The sequence below is a fragment of the Arthrobacter sp. B3I9 genome (assembly GCF_030816935.1).
In the GTDB taxonomy this organism is placed as follows: Bacteria; Actinomycetota; Actinomycetes; order Actinomycetales; family Micrococcaceae; genus Arthrobacter.
Genome location: NZ_JAUSYO010000001.1, coordinates 2,652,871 through 2,670,034, shown reverse-complemented (window position 1 = coordinate 2,670,034; position 17,164 = coordinate 2,652,871). Strand labels below are relative to the sequence as shown.

Sequence of the window (17,164 nt, the reverse complement as noted above, 5' to 3'; positions counted from 1 at the left end):
CGGGCCGTGCCTGCTGGAACGGGTAAGTTGTGTTGGCCTGTGCCCGGCTCAGGCGTGCAGTGACAGGAAGTCGGCCGGGTTGTCCTGGAGCAGCAGTTTGAGGGTGGCGTCGTCGATGCCCGCCGCCCGCATGTCGGGGATCATGTCCTCGAAGATGTAGTTGATGGTGTGCCCCCTCACGCCGGGCCAGCCCAGCGGGCTACAGTTTGCGTCTGCCGAGACGAGGAGCTTGTCTGCGTAGCCTTTCTCCACGAGGTTGACGAAGTGCTGCATGCGTTCTGCGCGCTTGCGGCCCCAGAACGGCGGATCCGGCAGTTCCAGGTCGTACCCGAAGGTGTCGAAGCCGATCCGGCCGCCCTGCTCGTAGATCCAGTCGTGCGGAGTGATCGGTGCGTTCAGGCCGTCGTCGGCGTGGCCGAACAGCACCCGGTCCAGCGGCAGGCCCTCTTCGTTGAAGATTGTCACGGCCGGTTCGGGGTCAATGGCCAGGTGGGTCAGGATCGGTGCACCGGTGACGACGGCGGCGCGCGCCGCGGCCCGGTATATGCGCTTATCCAGGTCGGTCATCCGGCGGCCGCGGCTCACGCCGACCTTGATGACGCCGGCCTTGGCACCGGTATTGCCGATGCCGACGGTGATCTCGTGGATGAATACCTTCGCGAGGTAGTCCACGCTGGCGCGGGAGAAGTGCGGCAGTGCGGTGTCGCCGCCGACGAAGCCGGTGCACGCCACGATGTGCACACCCGTTTTCTGCGACAGGGACTTGTAGTAGTCGACGTCACGGCCGTTGCAGATGCCCGTGGCGTCCACGAAGGTGCCGCCGCCGTATTCACGGAACTTCCGCAGCTTCGGCACGGTCTCCTCGTAGGCCTGCTCCGGGGACTTCCACCACTTGGTGTCCAATTCGGACCCGGGCATGCCGTAGCCGATGTGTTCGTGGACCGCCACGATTTCCAGTTCTTCGGCCGGGATGGTTCCCAGCACTGTATTGACCTTGGTCATGCGTTCACCTCGGAGGTTTGAAAGGTTGGTGTCTGGTGGCCGCGGCGCGCTGAGCGCACGGTCAGCAGCTTGCGCGGGTTGTCCACAAGGATCCGCCGGGCGTCGTCTTCGCTTAGGCCCTGGGTCTTGAGGAGCGGCACGAACGTGGCCAGGACGTGGCTGTAGGGCAGGTTGTACTCCGGCAGGCCCTTGGCCACGCCGATCGAGTTGCCCGAAAGGATGATCTTGTCGGCATGGCCGGCCTTGACGAGATCAAGCACCAGGTCGGCGCGCTCGTGGTCGGTGAGGTAGTCCGCGTTCTCGTTCAGGCCGACATGGTCGATGCCGACGAAGGCTCCCCGGGCCGCCACCTCGAGCGCGGCACCTTTGGCGTCACTGCGGTCCAGGTCGCCGACGAGGACCCGGTCGGCCCCGATCTGCTCGTCCAGGACGATGTCCAGGTCGTGCAGGGCATCGGCTCCGAAGCGGATGGAGACCGCGATGCCGGTGTTCTTCGCGGCGCGGGCGGAGCCGCGGAAGAGGCTTTCCTCGGTTGGGGTCATACCGGCACGGTCTGCGATGGTGGTGACGATGCCGGCGGCGGCGCGGCGCTCCACGCGGGGGACCACCATCCCCTCGCTGACCTCTTTGCCGAAGAGTTCGCTGAACTTTTCGGCCGGCCACGGGGTGGGCGGGTTGGCCTGCGGGGTCAGGAAATATCCGCCGAGTTCTTCCTCGGGGCCCATGCCGGTGGAGGCGATGATGTGGACGCCGGTGGAGCGGGACAGTGCCTCGTAGAGCTTGAGGTCGCGGCCGTGGAACATGCCGGTGCTGTCGACGACGGTGCCGCCGCCGTGGTTGCGGAAGTCGGAGAGCTTGGTGGCCAAGGTCTCGAAGATCTCGGCCCGGTCCATGGAGATGTCCGGGGCGTACTGGGCGCCGGGGAGTACGGACAGCAGGGCCTCATGGACCGCGACAACTCCCAGTTCGGAAGCCGGGACTGGACCCAGGACCGTGTTGACGGTTTGCCCGGCGTTGGCGTCAATCGCCTCGCCGTAGCCGGGGGGTGTGGGGTGACTCATGTGGCTTCTCCCTTGGAGTTCCGGTGCTGTGGGCAGGAGCGCCGCGGAGTTCGGCCGGGCCGTTGCTCCGTTGCGGTGTAGCCAGCATCACACAATGCTTTACATTGTGTCAAAGATGTAATCGGAGCGTATGGCGATGCGCGGCTCGCACGGTGCGTTTATGAAGCATACGTTGCGTACGCGCCCTTGACAGCCTGTAAAGCTTGCTCCAAGCTGTGGTGAACGCCACACACACTTCGAAACAAAGGAGTTTCATCGATGAGTCAGACGCCCTCGATTTCGAGCCGCGGCTCGGTACGGGCCACATTCGTCGCCGCCTACAGTGCGGTCACGCTGGCCCAGATCACCAACGCCCTGCCAGGCGCCCTCAACGGCACCTTCGCCGTCGAATTCCACACCTCCGGCGCGGGGCTGACCTGGATCGCAGGCATGTTCATGATGGGCATCGTGGTGTTCGAGCTGAGCTGGGGGCTTCTGGGCGACATGTTCGGGCGCAAGAAGCTGCTGTACGCAGGCGCCGTGGTCAGCGTCGCGGGGTCGATCTTGGCGGCACTGGCGTCCACCACCGAAATGATGATCGCGGCGCAGGCGGTCGGCGGCATCGGGGCCGGCATTCTGTTCCCGATTTCGCTGTCCATGATCGCGGCGATCACCCCGGACCACCGCGCCCGGGCGAAAGTGATCGCGACCTGGGCCGGGTTCCTCTCGCTGGGCGCGGTCATCTCTCCCACGTTGGCAGGCCTGACGGCTGCGGCCTTCACCGTTCCGGGGGCCGGGCCAGGCGCACCTAACGCCTTCAGTGGTTGGCGTGTCGCCTACTACGTCGCCGCCGCGATCGCCGTCGCCGTTCTCATCGTTGCGGTCCGTGCGAAGGATTCGGCAGCCGCCGAGGGGCGCAAAATGGACCTGCCAGGTCAGGCGACGCTCGCGCTGGGCTTGATCGCTGTCCTTTTCGCCACCGTGCAGGCGGTCGACGCCGGTTTCGGCAGCGCCGAGGTGATCGCCAGCTACGTCGTCGGCGGCCTCCTCCTGGCGGCCTTCGTCGTCATCGAGATGCGTAGCCCGCAGCCGCTGATCCACCTGTCGCTGTTCCGTAACAGTGCCTACTCCATCACCGGCATCGTTGCGGTCACCGGCATGTTCGCCTTCCTTGCCGTCTGCTTCAGCACCAGCGTCGCTGTCGGCGGACTCGCCCTCGCCGAAGCCTGGCAGGTCGGCGTGCTGTTCGTGTTCATCCAGGGCCCGGCCTTTGCGTTCATCCCGGTGGTGGGCTGGCTGATCCACCATGTGGCTCCGCGCTGGGTGCTGACGGCCGGGTTCGGTTTCATGGCCGTCTCCGCCTTCTGGCTCTCGACGTTCGCCCTGGGTACCCCGGAGGCCTTCGGCGGAACTCCGTGGACGGCGTTCATTACCCCGCTCCTGCTGTTGGGCATCGGGTTCGCGCTCACGGTCGGATCCATCACCGCTGTTGCCATCAACACCGTCCAGCCGCACCACATCGGCATGGCGTCCGCCACCACCAACCTCCTGCGCGACCTCGGTTTCGCGCTGGGACCCGTGATCGGCTCAGCCATCGCGTTCGGGGTTGGCGCCAGCGTCTTCGCCGGTCCCCTCACCGGGATCCTCGGCGGGGCCGGGTTGCCTGCCACCGCTGTAGCCGGGTTGTCGAACGTCCCGCCGCTGGGCTTCCTCTCCGGCTGGGACGGCGTGATCGCGCAGTTCTCCGGCCAGGCAGCGGCCGGCGGCGCACCCGCCCAGGCCGTGGACGGCCTGGTCCAGGCCCTCGGTACCGTGAAGCAGCAGATCCAGGGCGCTGCAGGGACATCCCTGGGCCACGGCTTCCAGACTGTCTACCTTGCCGCGGGCATCGCGGCGACTCTTTCCGCCGTGCTCACCCTTTTCATTTCCGCCCGGTCCTCGGCACCCACGCCCGACGCGACCGCTGAAACCGCCGAAGCCAACGCCGAGGCCGCCGTCTGAGTCGAACGGCCCGGCAACCGACCATGCAACAAGGAGAACACCATGACTGCACCCATCGAATCCGACATCGACATCTGGGATGACGACATCCTGGTCGACCCGTACCCGACCTACGCCTCACTCCGTGAGCAAGCCGGTGTGGTCCACCTGCCCAAGAACGACCTGTACGTCCTGACCCGCTATGACGCCATCCGCGATGCCCTCGGAGACCCGGAAACCTTCTCATCCACCAGCATCGGCTTCAACCCCATGGTGAACGAGGCACTGCAGGGCACCTCGCTGGCCTCCGACCCGCCCCTCCACACCCAGCTCCGCGCCACGCTGTCACAGAACCTCACACCGCGCGCGCTCCGCGGCCTGAAAGTCGTCATCGACGATAAGGCTGACACGCTGGTCGCCGAGCTGGCCGCCGGCGGCAGCTTCGAAGCGATCGATGCCCTGGCCCGCGCCTTCCCAATCGAGATCGTTGCCGACCTCATTGGCTTCCAAGGCCACGTCAAGGACAACATGCTCCGCTGGGGCCAGGCCGCCATGCAGGTCATCGGGCCCCTGAACCGGCGCACGCAGGAGAGCTTCCCGATCGCCGGCGAACTCTACGGCTGGTGCTCGTCCGTCACCGCCGAAGACCTCACGCCCGGCTCCATAGGCCGCGGCATTTTCGACGCCGAAACCCGCGGCGACATCCCGCAAGGCGCTGCCGGGCACATCATCCACCAGTACCTTGGCGCCGGCGTCGACACGACCATCGCGTCGATCGGCAACATCATTGCGCTGTTCGGCCACCACCCCGAACAGTTCGAGCTGGTCCGGGAGAACCCGGAACTCGTTCCCGCAGCCTTCGCCGAAGTGCTGCGCTACTGGGCCCCGGTCCACATCTGGGGCCGCAAGGCGACCCGCGACGTCGAAATCGACGGAGTCACCATCCCGGCAGGCGCCCAGGTGGGCATCCTCTTCGGCGCCGGCAATTGGGACCCGCGACATTATGAGAATCCGGACATTTTTGACATTGCGCGCAACCCGGTGGACCACCTCTCCTTCGGCTACGGCCCGCACGGCTGCGCCGGCCAGGGGCTGGCCAAACTCGAAGCGCACGCCATCATCGAGGCCCTCGCCCGCAGGGTAAAAACGTTGACAATCGCGGATGAGGTCCGGGAGCCGAGCAACATCACCCGAAGCGTCGAGCTGCTCCAGGTCGAAAAGGTGGTGGCAGCATGAGGATCGAACTGGACCGTCCGCGCTGCGAGGGACACGGCCTGTGCGAGGAAGCCGCACCGAAGCTGATGCACCTCGATGACGACGGCGAACTGGTGATCGATGTTCCCGACGTCGACGGAGCCGACCTCGATGCCGCCAAGGTGGCAGTCCGGGTCTGCCCGGTTGCCGCGCTGCGATTGGCCGCCGCCTGATGATGCGCCGGATAGTGGTGGTCGGCAACGGCATCGCCGGACTCACGGCCTGCGACTCGCTTCGCTCGGCGGGCTTCGACGGTGAGCTCACTGTCGTGGGCGCCGAACGCCACCATCCCTACAGCCGCCCGGCCCTGTCCAAAGCGCTGCTCCACGACGCTGGCGGGAAGAGCGGTGATGACGCACTTCACGCACACGAGCTCCCCGAGCCGACCCACGAAGCAACCGCGCTGCTCGGCGTGAGCGCCACGGGCCTCGACGTCGAGGGCCGGCGGGTTCTCCTGGACGGAGGCGGCGACCTGCCGTATGACGGCCTGGTCATCGCCTCCGGTTCCCGGGCCAGGCGCCTCGCAGCCGGGCAAGGAACAGCAGGAACGGGCCCGGACGGTGGCTCCCCGGAGTTCACCCTGCGCACCATCGAGGATGCGGTCCGTCTCAAGGAACGTGTCGCCTCGCGCACCTCGGTCATCGTCATCGGGGGAGGGCCGCTCGGCATGGAGGTCGCGTCCGGTTGCCTGCACTCAGGCTGCGAGGTCACCCTCGTCGCCGATGCCTCGCCATTGTTGCATCAGCTCGGCGGCTATCTGGCCGATATGTTCACCACTGCCGCCATCCGGCGCGGCCTGCGGGTGGTCCGCGGGGGCAAGGCCCGCCTGGTCGATCATGGTGCCGGGGCCAAGGTAGTCCTGGCCGACGGCACCGAACTCCACGCGGATCTTGTGGTCACCGCCGTCGGCGATGAGCCGAACATCCACTGGCTGGCCGGTTCAAGCCTGCTCAGCGATGGCTCGCTGCGCGTGGACTCGCGAGGGCGGCTGCGGCCGGAGATCGTGGCCGCCGGCGACGTGGCGTCGTTTCCCACGCACCGCGGTGTGCAGAGGGTTCCGCTGTGGACGAGTGCGATTGACCAGGCCAAGGTTGCCGCCGTCGGACTGCTGCAGGGCGACGCCGCACCCGAGTTCAATTTCCAGCCCTACTTCTGGACGGAAGGCTTCGGGTTGTCCCTCAAAGCCGTCGGCTTCACCCCGGTGGCGGGTGTCCCGGACTATTGCCAGCCGGGCGCGGACGACGGGTCGGCGCTGCTTCGCTGGGCCAACCCGGACGGTTCCGGGACCGCAGCCGCGGTCAACTACCGGATCCCGGTGCCCAAACTGCGCCGACTGGCTGACGCGGGTCCGGCGGCGTGGAGACCCGCGTCGCCCGCCCGGGTTTGACGTCCTACACCGTTAGGATTGATCCATGTCGTCGTTGCGAGAAGCCCAGAAGAAGCTCACCCGCGACATGATCGTGGAACGGGCGCTTGAGCTCTTCACCGAGAAGGGCTACGCCGGGACCACCATCGACGAGATCGCGGCGGCGGCCGGCACCACCAGGGTGACCTTCTACGCTTACTACCCTTCGCGCAGTGATTTGATGCGGGACTTTATGGCGCGCGTCAATTCGGTACTGGACCGCGCGGACGGCCCGGAGAGCGGCTCCACCGCCGCCGACCTCGTCGAGGTGGTGCGTGCCGGCGAGCTGCCCGGCATCCTTGCCTGGTTGGAATCCAGGGCGGCGCTCTGGCCGGTCTTCCGCCCCTACCTCGATGTCCTCGACGAGGCCGCCGCCGTCGACCGTGAGGTTCGCACCATGGTCGAAAAATGGCACGAGGAGGTCATTTCCGACCTGGTCCGCGGCATGCAGCTCGCCGGACGATTCACCGAAGAGACGCGCCACATCCGCGGAACCCTGGCTTTCACCTCGCTCGACTACGTGGCCACGCTCTGGACGCGGCGCAAGTTGGAACCAAACCGCGAACACGCCCTGGAGGTACTGTCCGAGAGCTGGTACCACCTGCTCTGCGACGAAGGCTGAAACGTCGGCCGCTGACAGCGTCTGCTAGACCGGGATAGCCCCCTCCGTGAGGGGGCTATTCCGGTCTACCAATTTGTACGAGTGCCGGCTCAGATCCACTTCGGGGCGGCCGGAACCATTCCGTTCGAGGTACCGGGCCCTGTCGCGGTGACGCCGCCGCGGCCGCGGCCGGCGGCCCATTCGACGACGGCGGCCAGCGGTCCGGAGACCACGGTGGGGGACGCCGGCGTCGTGTCCCCGAATGTCAGGCCGCGGTCCGTGACCTTGACTATCAGTCCCGCATCGGTCCCGCGGGTTTTCCAGGCTCCCGTGATGTCCTGGAGCAGCCGCTCCAGGACCGGGACGGGGATGTCCCGGAAGACGGCGCCGTTGTCCAGGTCCACAGCGTGCATCCAGACTTCCCGGCTCCGCATCCAGACGGTTTCGGTGGCGGGCACTTCCCGTCCCTGGATGGTGCGCACCTTGTGGTGCCAGGCGTCCTCGGGCAGGTCCCGCCATTCGACGTTCAGGTGCACGGCGGAGTGGTCGAAGAGGTGCCGCAGGGCGATCGGGCTCAGCGTGGTGCCGAAGTTGATTTCATGGTCGCGGACCTCGGCGGAGGGGTACATCGGGGTTTCAACTCCGGTGGCCGCCCACTCGACCAGCCGGGCGATGGCCCGAGCGTTGTATCCGATGTGCGCCGTGATGTGGCGGCGCCTCCAGCCCGGCAGCAGCGAACCGCCGTCGAGCTCCGCGTCGGAGAGCTCGCTGAGCTTGCGGGCGAAGAACGCCGTGCCGCGGCGCGCCTGTAGCAGGGCCGCCTGCAGTTCGGGGTCCGTCGTCTGGTCGTGGCGGGCAACCATCAGGCTTCCTTGACCACGCGGTTCTGCAGCTGGCCCAGGCCCTCGATGGTGGTGACCAGGAGCTGGCCTTCCTGCAGGTAGCGCTTGGGGTCCTGGGCGTGGCCGACGCCGCCGGGGGTGCCGGTGGCGATCACGTCGCCCGGGTTCAGCGTGATGATGGTGGAGATGTAGGAGACCAGGAATTCCGGGGTGAAGACCAGGTCGCCGGTCGGGGTGCTCTGCTGGACTTCGCCGTCGACTTCAGAGGTCATCAGCGGGCCGGCGGTGAATTCGTCCTTGGTGACCAGGGCGGGACCGAACGGGGTGGACTTCTCCCAGGTCTTGCCCTGCAGCCACTGGATGGTGCGGAACTGGTAGTCGCGCATGGACACATCGTTCAGGACGGTGTAGCCGGCGATGTGGTCCGCGGCATCGGCCTCCGGGATACGGCGTCCCTTTTTGCCGATCACGACGGCGAGTTCGGCCTCCCAGTCGACTGCGTCGGATTCCTGTGGGAGGGCCAGGTCATCGTTGGGGCCGATCAGGGATTCGGCGTATTTGGCGAACAGGGTGGGGTGCTCGGGGACTTCCCGGCCCATTTCCTTAATGTGGTTGCGGTAGTTGTGGCCGACGCAGATGATCTTGCCGGGCGCGGGTACCACGGCGTCAAGGTCCGCACCTTCAAGCGGGTGGGTGACTCCGGCCGCAGCTGCGGCCGTCGCTTCCCAGTCCGCGGTGCGGAGCAGCTCGCCGACGTTGGCGAAGCCGTCGATCTCGGTCAGGGTGCCGCCGTCCTGGCGTACGGCTTTGGTTGTGCCATTTCCGGTGCGGAGGGTGAGGAGTCTCATGCGTTCTTGCGTCCTTCGATGTAGGTGCGGTTGAAGTTCAGTCGTTCGAAAATGGGGGCGTCGCTGAAGCGGAAAAGATCAAACTCCGTTTGAGAGCCAGCGTCGGCCTGCAGCGACCACGCAGCCCAGGACGGAACGACGAAGAGGTCGCCCTTGTCCAGGGTCCGGGTTTCGCCGTTCAGGACGACGGAGCCGCGGCCTTCGAAGACCTGCCAGACGCTGGAACCGACCTCGCGGACGGTTTCGGTCGAGGCGCCCGCCCGCAGGCGGTGGAACTCAGCGCGGATTGTCGGCATGACGTCACCGCCGGTGGTGGGATTGGTGTAACGGACGGCGGCGTGGCCTTGGGACACGGTGGCCGGGTGGCCCTCGTCCTCGAGCAGCAACTGCTCGCGCAGCGCGGCGTCGGTGTGCTTCCACCGGTAGGCGGCGATGGGGGAGCTGGTGGTGTCGTCCAGGCCGGAGAGCGGGCGCAGGCCCGGGTGGGCCCAGAGCCGCTCGGAGCGGGAAATGTCCGGGGTGGCTTCGTCGGTGACGCGTTCGGTGCCGAACTCGAAGAAGCCGGCGTCCGCGTAGTGCACGAAGGGGATGTCCAGGCCGTCGATCCAGGCCATCGGCTCATCGGTGTCGTTGTGGTGGCCGTGGAAGTTCCAGCCCGGGGTCAGCAGGAAGTCACCGCGGGACATCCGGACCGGGTCGCCGTTCACCACGGTCCAGACACCTTCGCCCTCGACGACGAAGCGGAAGGCGTTTTGCGAGTGACGGTGCTCGGGCGCGGTTTCGCGCGCACCGAGATACTGGATCGCAGCCCACAGCGTCGGCGTCGCGTAGGCGGTACCGCCAAGGCCGGGGTTGGCCAGGGCAATGGCGCGGCGTTCACCGCCGCGGCCCACAGGCACCAGGTCACCGGCACGGGCCGCCAGCGGGTACAGATCGCTCCAGCGCCACACGTGCGGCACGGCCTTGGGGGTGGGGACCATCGGCATCAGGTCGCCGATCTCGGTCCATAGCGGGATCAGGTTCTCTTTATCGAAGTCGCGGTACAGCTGCTCCAGCTGCGCGGCTTCCTCCGGCGTAGGCTCCGGAGCGGCATGCGCTGCGGCCACTGATTCATGAGTCGTGTTCTCCGCGCTGATGGACACGTGGGGCTCCTCGGTAGGGTCTGTAGGCTTCTTGGGCGTACGTCGACTCTACGGACGGGGCAGTGTGACCCCCAGCATATTCTGCCAGCCAGAATTCGAAACCACGTCACTCGCACACTCACCATCGTTCTGAACCCGGAGAACGACCCCAACTGCCTGCCAGTTGGGCAGTCGGCCTTAGTCTTGGTCGGCCGGGTTGGCTGAGATATCGATCTCCAGCTGGCGGCACGTTTCGCGCAACGCGGGCACCAGCCCGGCGTCGAAGACGCGCCGGAAGCGGGTCGCCGGGGTCGCAACGCTGAGTGCCCCGACGACGTGCCCGTGCCGGTTGTGCAGGGCCATTCCGAGTGCACTCACGCCCTCTTCCGTTCCCTCAAAGTTCGCTGCGAATCCGTTGCTGCGGATGGACTCGAGCTCACGCAGGAACGCCGGGTATTCCGCGGCCGGAATGGTGTCCCCGCCGATCTCGGCGTTGTTGCTGCGAAAGAGCTGGTCGATCATAGGCGGCTCCAGCTCGGCGAGCATGGCCTTTCCGCCGGAAGTGCGGTTGGCGGGCATGACGGTGCCCTGCCGGTCGCCCACGCGCAGCACACTGCTTCCCTCCACGGTGGCGAGGAAGCGCACCTTGGTGCCTACCCGCACCATGAGGTTAACCGTTTCGTTGAGCTGCGCGGAGAGCAGTTCCATGTGGGGCTGGGCGAGCGTGCGGAGCAATTTGGTCCAGGACAACCCGGCGGGGCCGACGCCCATCGCCGGCCCCGGGACGTAGCGGCGGGTCTCATCCTGTACCGCGAAGCCCCGGTAGACCAGCATGGCCAGCAGCCGGTGCGCCGTGGACGGGGCGACGCCGAGCTCCGCGGCGGCGTCCTTGAGCCGCAGCGCCCCGCCGTCGCGCAGCAGCTGAAGGAGCTGCAGGGCGTTGTCCACGGCCTCAATGGAATAGGTCGGCCGTTTCTGCACGGGCTTCCGAGCGGAGGGAGACGATGGCTTGTTCTGCACATCAGAATTGTATTGTGGTTCACTTAGCGCGACTAGGACAGTGGTGGCATGAATCACACACCCTCTGTTGCAGCGCCGCAACGGTCCGCGCCGGGGTCTCCCGGCCCCACCGCCGCTGACGGTCCTGCCTCCCGGTTCTCCAAAGCAACGGCGGCTGCTGTGCTCGTTTGCTGGCTCCTCGTCGTCTTCGACGGCTACGACCTGATTGTCTACGGCACCGTCCAGTCCTCCCTGATCTCCGAAACCGGCTGGGGCCTGACCAAGGCCACCGCCGGAACCATCGGGTCGATGGCATTCGTCGGCATGATGATCGGCGCGATCTTCGCCGGCCGGATGGCCGATTCCTGGGGCCGCCGCCGCACCATCCTCGGCTGCGCCATCGTCTTCTCGGTCTTCACCATCCTCTGCGCCTTCGCCCCCAACGCCCCGGTCTTCGGCGCCCTTCGGCTGCTGGCCGGCATCGGTCTTGGCGGGCTGGTGCCGTCGGCCAACGCCCTCGTGGCGGAACTGGTCCCCACCAAGTGGCGGTCCATCATCGCCACGCTGATGATGTCCGGCGTCCCGATCGGCGGGTCCATCGCCGCCCTCGTCGGGATCCAGCTGATCCCCGCCTTCGGCTGGGAATCGATGTTCCTGGTCGCCGCGCTGGCCCTGCTGGTCGTCGTGCCGCTGGGACTGAAATACCTGCCGGAGACCCTCGCCCCGGCCGCCGCTGCCGGGAAGGACGCCGGCAATGGTGTCGACAACGGCCGGAAAGCGGGGGAACCGGCCGGCTTCTCGTCCCTGCTCCGTGCCCCGTACCTGGGGATCAGTATGCTGTTCGCGCTGGCCACCATCGCCACGCTCTTCGCCTGGTACGGGCTGGGGACCTGGCTGCCGAACCTGATGCAGCTGGCCGGCTACAACCTGGGCTCCGCCCTGACCTTCGCCCTGGCCCTCAACCTCGGGGCGGTGGCCGGCTCTGTCCTGACGGCCTGGGCCGGTACACGGTTCGGCCCGATCCCGACGGCGATCGCGGCTGCCGCCGTCGCCGCCGGTGCGCTCGTGGTCCTCGTGACCGGCCCGTCCGTCACCGTTGTCTACCTCATGCTGGTCCTGGCGGGCGTCGGAACCCATGGCACACAGTGCCTGATTATCGCCGCCGTTGCCAGCCACTATCCCGGACACCTGCGTGGCACCGCGCTGGGCTGGGCCTTGGGGACAGGCCGCATCGGCGCCGTCGCCGCACCCCAGGTCGGGGGCCTCCTGCTGGCGGCCGGGCTGGGCGTCAATTCCAATTTCCTCGCCTTCGCCGGCGCAGCCGCCATCGCCGCGGTCCTGCTCGTCGTCATCGGCCTCCAACTATCCCGCAAGGAGCAAGCAATGTCTGAGCACGTCCTGTCCACCAATGGCCCGTCCACCGATGTCCTCGTCATCGGAGGGGGAATGGCCGGACTGGCCGGAGCCCTCGCGCTGCGTGAAAACGGCGCCAAAGTCACCCTCGTGGAGCGGGCCCCCGAATTCGGCGAGGTGGGCGCGGGGCTGCAGATGGCCCCCAACGCCTCCCGCGTCCTGCAGCGTTGGGGCCTGCTGGAAAAGGCGCTGGAAATCGGCGTGCAGCCTAAGCACCTGGTGTTCCGCGACGCTGTCACCGGCGAGGAACTCACCCGCCAAACCCTCGGCGGCGAATTCGCGGACCGCTACGGCGCACCGTACGTCGTGATCCACCGCAGCGACCTGCACCGGGTCCTGCTCGAAGGCTGCGAAGCCGCCGGCGTCAAGCTCGTCAACGACGTCATGGTCGAGAGTGTGGAAACCGTCAACGGCCGCGGCGTGGCCCACACTGCCGCCGGTGTGGACTATGAGGCCGACGTCGTGATCGGCGCCGATGGACTCCGGTCCACCCTGCGACCGCTCGTGACCAACGACGAGCCCGTCTCCTCGGCTTACGTCGCCTACCGCGGCACCGTCCCGATCACCGAGGACACCCCCAAGGCCGACCTCGAGGACGTCATCGTCTACCTCGGTCCGGACTGCCACCTGGTGCAGTACCCGCTGCGCAAGGGCGAGCTGCTGAACACCGTGGCCGTCTTCAAGTCCCCGTCCTTTGAACGCGGCGAGGAACAGTACGGGGGAGTAGATGAACTCGAAGCAGCCTACAAGGACTGCGTCCCCGCCGTCCAGGAAGCGCTGAAGAACCTGGCCACCGGCATCCGCTGGCCGATGTACGACCGCGATCCGATCGAAAGCTGGGTTGCCGGCCGGATGGTGCTGATGGGCGACGCCGCCCACCCGATGCTGCAGTACCTCGCCCAGGGCGCCTGCCAGGCGCTCGAGGACGCTGCTGTGCTGCAGGACGCCACCATTGGCACTGTCTTCACCGATGCCGGCGTGAACCCCGAGGCCTGGGACGGCGCGATCAAGGAGTTCAACAGCATCCGTGCCGGCCGCACGGCGCGGGTCCAGCGCACCGCGCGCGTCTGGGGCGAATCCTGGCACGTCTCAGGGCTGGCCCGGACGCTGCGCAACCTGCTGTTCAAGAGCCGGAAGGACAACGATTTCCAGTACAACGACTGGCTGTACGGCCAGGACGGCGACGGCGTGCCTGCCGTCCGTGAGGCCCAGCCCAGCATTGCGGAGCGGGTCTCCGCCTAACCCGCGGGGCGGCCTGCCACTCCGCTCGTCGGACAAAGCAGAATGTGCTCCGGACCGGTCCCACTAGGGGGCCGGTCCGGAGCAGATTCACGATGCGCACACATCGGGGCCGGTCGGGTCGTACAAATGCTGGGAGGCGACGATTGCGGCGCGAGCCCGGATATCGAACTGTCCGGATTTCAGGCTGGGTGCATGGCCGCGCACTTGCTGGAGAGCGCCAGCAAGGAAAAACAGGCCACCCTGTGGGACTGCCCGTCCTCAGTCGAAGGTGTTTCGGAGCAGGGGCTTCATCGACGGCGAATTTTGGATTTGTTCCCGACGAGACTAGATAGAGGAGCTCACACCTTGCGGTGCTCAGGCTGACGATTCGGAATGCCCGGGGGGCGGTCGGCGGGGAGTTCTATCAAGGGTGCGCACATTTGTGCACACCCTCCCGCCTCGGATGGGGTGGTACTGGCGCCGGGCTGGGCCAGATTGAAGGGGTTCTCGAGGGAGCGGCGGATTTTGATGGGCTGGAATCCGGTTCGAGTCCACCTCGGGCAGGTGTCTTCCCGTTTCAGGGGCTTGTGGGCCTCTCAGTGCGCACAAATCTCCTCTGATGGGCCGATTTGGCCCACCGCAGCCGGTCCGGTCATCTTGCGGATGACCGGACCGGCTGTCTGCTGCGAGGAGTGTACGCGGGGCACTACGGGCTAGTGCTGGTGTGAGGCCCCGTGCGCATGGGCAGGAACGGCCGTCGCCCCGGAGATGCTGCCGGTGCTCCAGGACATCATGCCCGCACCGACTTCGAAGGCCGGCTTCCGGACGGCGTTGGACCAGACCGTCTCCGGCCGGCACTGAAGCAGCAGCGACCGGGCCAAAGAGTGCACTCCCATAGCGTGTGGTAATTCTGAACGGCCCGATGAGAGCTGGGCGGGCCCTCCGTACAACCAGGGCACCGCCGCGTCGGCCCCGGGAACGGGAAACTTCCCGGCGGCGTCACTGCTCCTGCAGCGGACGAAGTTCCCGGGCGAGACAAGATACGGCGAGACGCGTTTCCGAGACATAAGTAGGCCAACATTTCCGCCAGCGCAGTGCCGTGATTCCGCCGTGAATTGTACGGCGGCGGGCGTCTTGGGCGGCAGGGTGCCCGAACAGGCAACCAGTTGCGTCCGCTGGCGTGCGCCATCGTGCTGAGGATGAGGACGTCATCAGACACAACATGGGGCGGACACACGTTCGAGTCACAGTCCTGTGAGGCGGCGGCCATGCACGAGCGAACTCGCCCCAGCGATGGTGGCAGTGGGCGATCATCATGGATGCCCCGTGTGCACGATTCCTGCTACCCGCTCTTCAAACCACCCGGGTCCCTGGGGACCAACCGCGACAACCTCGCCGCCGCTCAGAAACTCGCGCTGATCGGGTCGCTCAGGCGAACGGCGGGTAACCGTGCGATTGCCTCTGTTTTGTCGCCTCCTCGAACTCCTACGATCCAACGTTGGAGTAGCTCCGAGCACGTCCGACTCGGCGATGTGATAGATCGTCAGGTACCGGTGGGTGGCGGAGTGTCCTTGACCTACGGCCAGATCGTCGCCCTGGCCGGCGATGAGTTTGGCACACTCGAAGAGCTCATGAGCGCGACGAAGACCGATGAAGGTCGCGCCATGATCCGCGCTCATTTGGAACGAGCCTCCATAGCCGGGACGGCAGGCCCACTATTGCCTGCACCAACGGCCGACCAGAGAGCACAGGCAAAGTCTCAGTACATCGCACTGGCAATGAACAACGCGCCTCACTTCGCCGGCGGCGGCACTGCCGTTGCTACATGGTTGGAGAAGCACACCGCGGCGGTCGACCTCGCGCTCCAGTCCGGAATCACTCGCACGGACGGCCTGATGGACCAGGCATACCTGACAGAAGCCTTTGGCGACCACTTCCTCACGGATGCATTCTCTAGCGGTCACATTCGCGTTCCACGACAGGAGATCGAGGCATATTACGTCAACCAGTTCGCTCCCATGGTGTTTCGTAGTTTGCTCGACAATCTGCGGGAACGACTGGTCGACGAGATCTACGACCAGGTCGATGCCCAGACCTCGCTCGACGAATTGGCCTATGTCGGTGGATTACCCATTGGGTTGGGCCTTCGAGCCGAATTCAAACGCAGGATCCGGGCAGAGGTCAACAGTCAGATTGCTCAGGGTCTCGAAAAGGCCGGTGGACGCGGCCCCGTCGTGATCATGTTCGGCCAAGCACTTGCGGGGATCATCTGCGGAGCTATGCACGACGCCGAGAATAGGAACGGACTGAAAGTGGTCAGCAACATGGATGCTGATCCTTGGGTCGCCTACGGCGACTCTGATCTCGACAAGAACCCTCAGCACCGTGCGTACGTTGAGGAGGCAGTCCGCACGGCGGTTGCCGATCTCGATAAAGCCCGGTCAATAGGCCTAGACGAAGGCCAGGCTTTGTTCAACCTTGTCGATCCGACCTTTGTGCCGGCCTGTGTCTATTTCGGGTTCGACCAGGACACGTTGTCGCCGGAAGCCTCGGCAACAGTCGGAATGGTTGCGCAATACCTCCAGTACCACCCCTCGACCGAAGTCAGCATCGTCGGTCACACCGACCAGGTGGGAGAGGCACCGTACAACGAAAATCTTGGTCTCCGCCGGGCCGAGCGGGTACGGCTGCAGCTGACCTCACTGGGACTCGATGCCGACCGTATCCGTATTGAGAGCATGGGCGAACGAGTTCCCGTCTCGCACGATCAAGCGAACTACCACTTGAACCGCCGCGTGACATTCGCCTACGCCACTGGGGTTCAGCAGGCGGACAAGACCCCAGAAGACGTCGGAATCGATCATGCACGGCGCCGCGCTGTCAACGAGATCGGTCCGCCGTATCAAGCGGAAAGCCACTTTCCGCGACCAGCGGAAAATGAGAACGAGGCCTTGCCCAACTGGCACTGGGCTGACCTCTCACCCTCCTTTCAAGCTGAAATGAACAAGTGGGTGTCTCACTATGTTGACGAGTATGCGGCGGATGCCCTTGCCGATAAGGCGTTGGATGACAAGGTGATCGCGACGCCGATCGGTGACTTCACGATCAGTCCTAGACCCATCGCACACCGCGTCGTAGCCGAGATCTCCGCCGACCCGGTGCGCTTTCTCGGCAGGATGATGGGACGCGTCGCTGGTAGTTAGCCTTGGTACTCTGCTCAGGAAGACCTCGTCGCCTGTTAGCCGGTCGGCGAACCAGAAGCAGTCGGGGATGACACTTATCGCTGCGAAAATCGCGCCATTTATCGCTGCAAATCACATCCTGCCCCAATGCGGATATCGAGGTCAGTCAACAACCCCCGTTTCTGCTTAACGTGTAGATGCCCTCGAAGGTGTGGGAATGTCAATCTAATTTGAGCCCACTTCGCCTTGCGTCGCG

The 17,164-nt window shown here is 66.1% G+C and carries 14 protein-coding genes and 1 pseudogene; 8 read left to right on the top strand and 7 right to left on the bottom strand.

What is annotated here, in order from left to right; genetic code table 11:
- Positions 1–48: 48 nt before the first annotated feature.
- Both QFZ65_RS12515 and QFZ65_RS12510 read right to left on the bottom strand, forming a co-directional pair.
- Positions 49–1,002: a phosphotriesterase gene (locus tag QFZ65_RS12515; protein ID WP_306910865.1), complete on the bottom strand. Its 954-nt coding sequence runs from the start codon at positions 1,000–1,002 to the stop codon at positions 49–51.
- On the bottom strand, positions 999–2,063 hold the full coding sequence (locus QFZ65_RS12510) for a phosphotriesterase (protein WP_306910863.1): 1,065 nt from the start codon (positions 2,061–2,063) through the stop codon (positions 999–1,001). The genes QFZ65_RS12515 and QFZ65_RS12510 overlap by 4 nt, the downstream gene beginning before the upstream one ends.
- Positions 2,064–2,321: 258 nt before the next feature.
- Here QFZ65_RS12510 and QFZ65_RS12505 point away from each other — a divergent pair, with 258 nt between their 5' ends.
- Genes QFZ65_RS12505 through QFZ65_RS12485 form a run of 5 tightly spaced genes read left to right on the top strand, consistent with a single transcriptional unit; the run spans position 2,322 to position 7,303 of the window.
- Positions 2,322–4,043 (top strand): MFS transporter, encoded by a 1,722-nt coding sequence (locus QFZ65_RS12505; protein ID WP_306910861.1) that lies wholly within the window; start codon positions 2,322–2,324, stop codon positions 4,041–4,043.
- Between the two features lie 42 nt (positions 4,044–4,085).
- Positions 4,086–5,258, top strand: a complete 1,173-nt coding sequence (locus tag QFZ65_RS12500; protein ID WP_306910859.1) for a cytochrome P450 — start codon at positions 4,086–4,088, stop codon at positions 5,256–5,258.
- Complete coding sequence (locus QFZ65_RS12495; RefSeq protein WP_306910856.1) at positions 5,255–5,449, top strand: ferredoxin; 195 nt, start codon at positions 5,255–5,257, stop codon at positions 5,447–5,449. The genes QFZ65_RS12500 and QFZ65_RS12495 overlap by 4 nt, the downstream gene beginning before the upstream one ends.
- A complete protein-coding gene (locus QFZ65_RS12490) occupies positions 5,449–6,663 on the top strand; it encodes an NAD(P)/FAD-dependent oxidoreductase (RefSeq protein ID WP_306910854.1) in 1,215 nt (404 codons plus the stop codon). The genes QFZ65_RS12495 and QFZ65_RS12490 overlap by 1 nt, the downstream gene beginning before the upstream one ends.
- A 25-nt stretch (positions 6,664–6,688) precedes the next feature.
- Entirely contained in the window at positions 6,689–7,303 is a 615-nt protein-coding gene (locus QFZ65_RS12485; RefSeq protein ID WP_306910852.1) for a TetR/AcrR family transcriptional regulator, read from the top strand.
- Between the two features lie 89 nt (positions 7,304–7,392).
- On the opposite strand, the gene QFZ65_RS12480 is transcribed toward QFZ65_RS12485, so the two are convergent.
- The 4 genes from QFZ65_RS12480 to QFZ65_RS12465 form a co-directional block, all read right to left on the bottom strand.
- Positions 7,393–8,145: a maleylpyruvate isomerase family mycothiol-dependent enzyme gene (locus QFZ65_RS12480; protein WP_306910850.1), complete on the bottom strand. Its 753-nt coding sequence runs from the start codon at positions 8,143–8,145 to the stop codon at positions 7,393–7,395.
- Entirely contained in the window at positions 8,145–8,972 is an 828-nt protein-coding gene (locus QFZ65_RS12475; protein WP_306910848.1) for a fumarylacetoacetate hydrolase family protein, read from the bottom strand. The genes QFZ65_RS12480 and QFZ65_RS12475 overlap by 1 nt, the downstream gene beginning before the upstream one ends.
- On the bottom strand, positions 8,969–10,114 hold the full coding sequence (locus tag QFZ65_RS12470) for a cupin domain-containing protein (protein ID WP_306910846.1): 1,146 nt from the start codon (positions 10,112–10,114) through the stop codon (positions 8,969–8,971). Before QFZ65_RS12470 ends, QFZ65_RS12475 begins: the two co-directional genes overlap by 4 nt.
- Before the next feature lie 177 nt (positions 10,115–10,291).
- The gene (locus tag QFZ65_RS12465) at positions 10,292–11,113 is read right to left on the bottom strand and encodes an IclR family transcriptional regulator (protein ID WP_306910844.1); all 822 of its coding nucleotides are present in this window, start codon (positions 11,111–11,113) and stop codon (positions 10,292–10,294) included.
- Between the two features lie 48 nt (positions 11,114–11,161).
- Here QFZ65_RS12465 and QFZ65_RS12460 point away from each other — a divergent pair.
- A pseudogene (locus tag QFZ65_RS12460) lies at positions 11,162–12,466 on the top strand (MFS transporter); the annotation flags it as partial.
- A gap of 9 nt (positions 12,467–12,475) precedes the next feature.
- Positions 12,476–13,747 carry an FAD-dependent oxidoreductase gene (locus QFZ65_RS12455; protein ID WP_306912569.1) on the top strand — a complete coding sequence of 424 codons (1,272 nt, stop codon included), beginning with the start codon at positions 12,476–12,478 and terminating at the stop codon, positions 13,745–13,747.
- A 692-nt stretch (positions 13,748–14,439) separates the two neighbouring features.
- On the opposite strand, the gene QFZ65_RS12450 is transcribed toward QFZ65_RS12455, so the two are convergent.
- Positions 14,440–14,622: a hypothetical protein gene (locus QFZ65_RS12450; RefSeq protein ID WP_306910843.1), complete on the bottom strand. Its 183-nt coding sequence runs from the start codon at positions 14,620–14,622 to the stop codon at positions 14,440–14,442.
- A gap of 675 nt (positions 14,623–15,297) precedes the next feature.
- Here QFZ65_RS12450 and QFZ65_RS12445 point away from each other — a divergent pair.
- Positions 15,298–16,929: an OmpA family protein gene (locus QFZ65_RS12445; RefSeq protein ID WP_306910842.1), complete on the top strand. Its 1,632-nt coding sequence runs from the start codon at positions 15,298–15,300 to the stop codon at positions 16,927–16,929.
- Positions 16,930–17,164 lie beyond the last annotated feature (235 nt).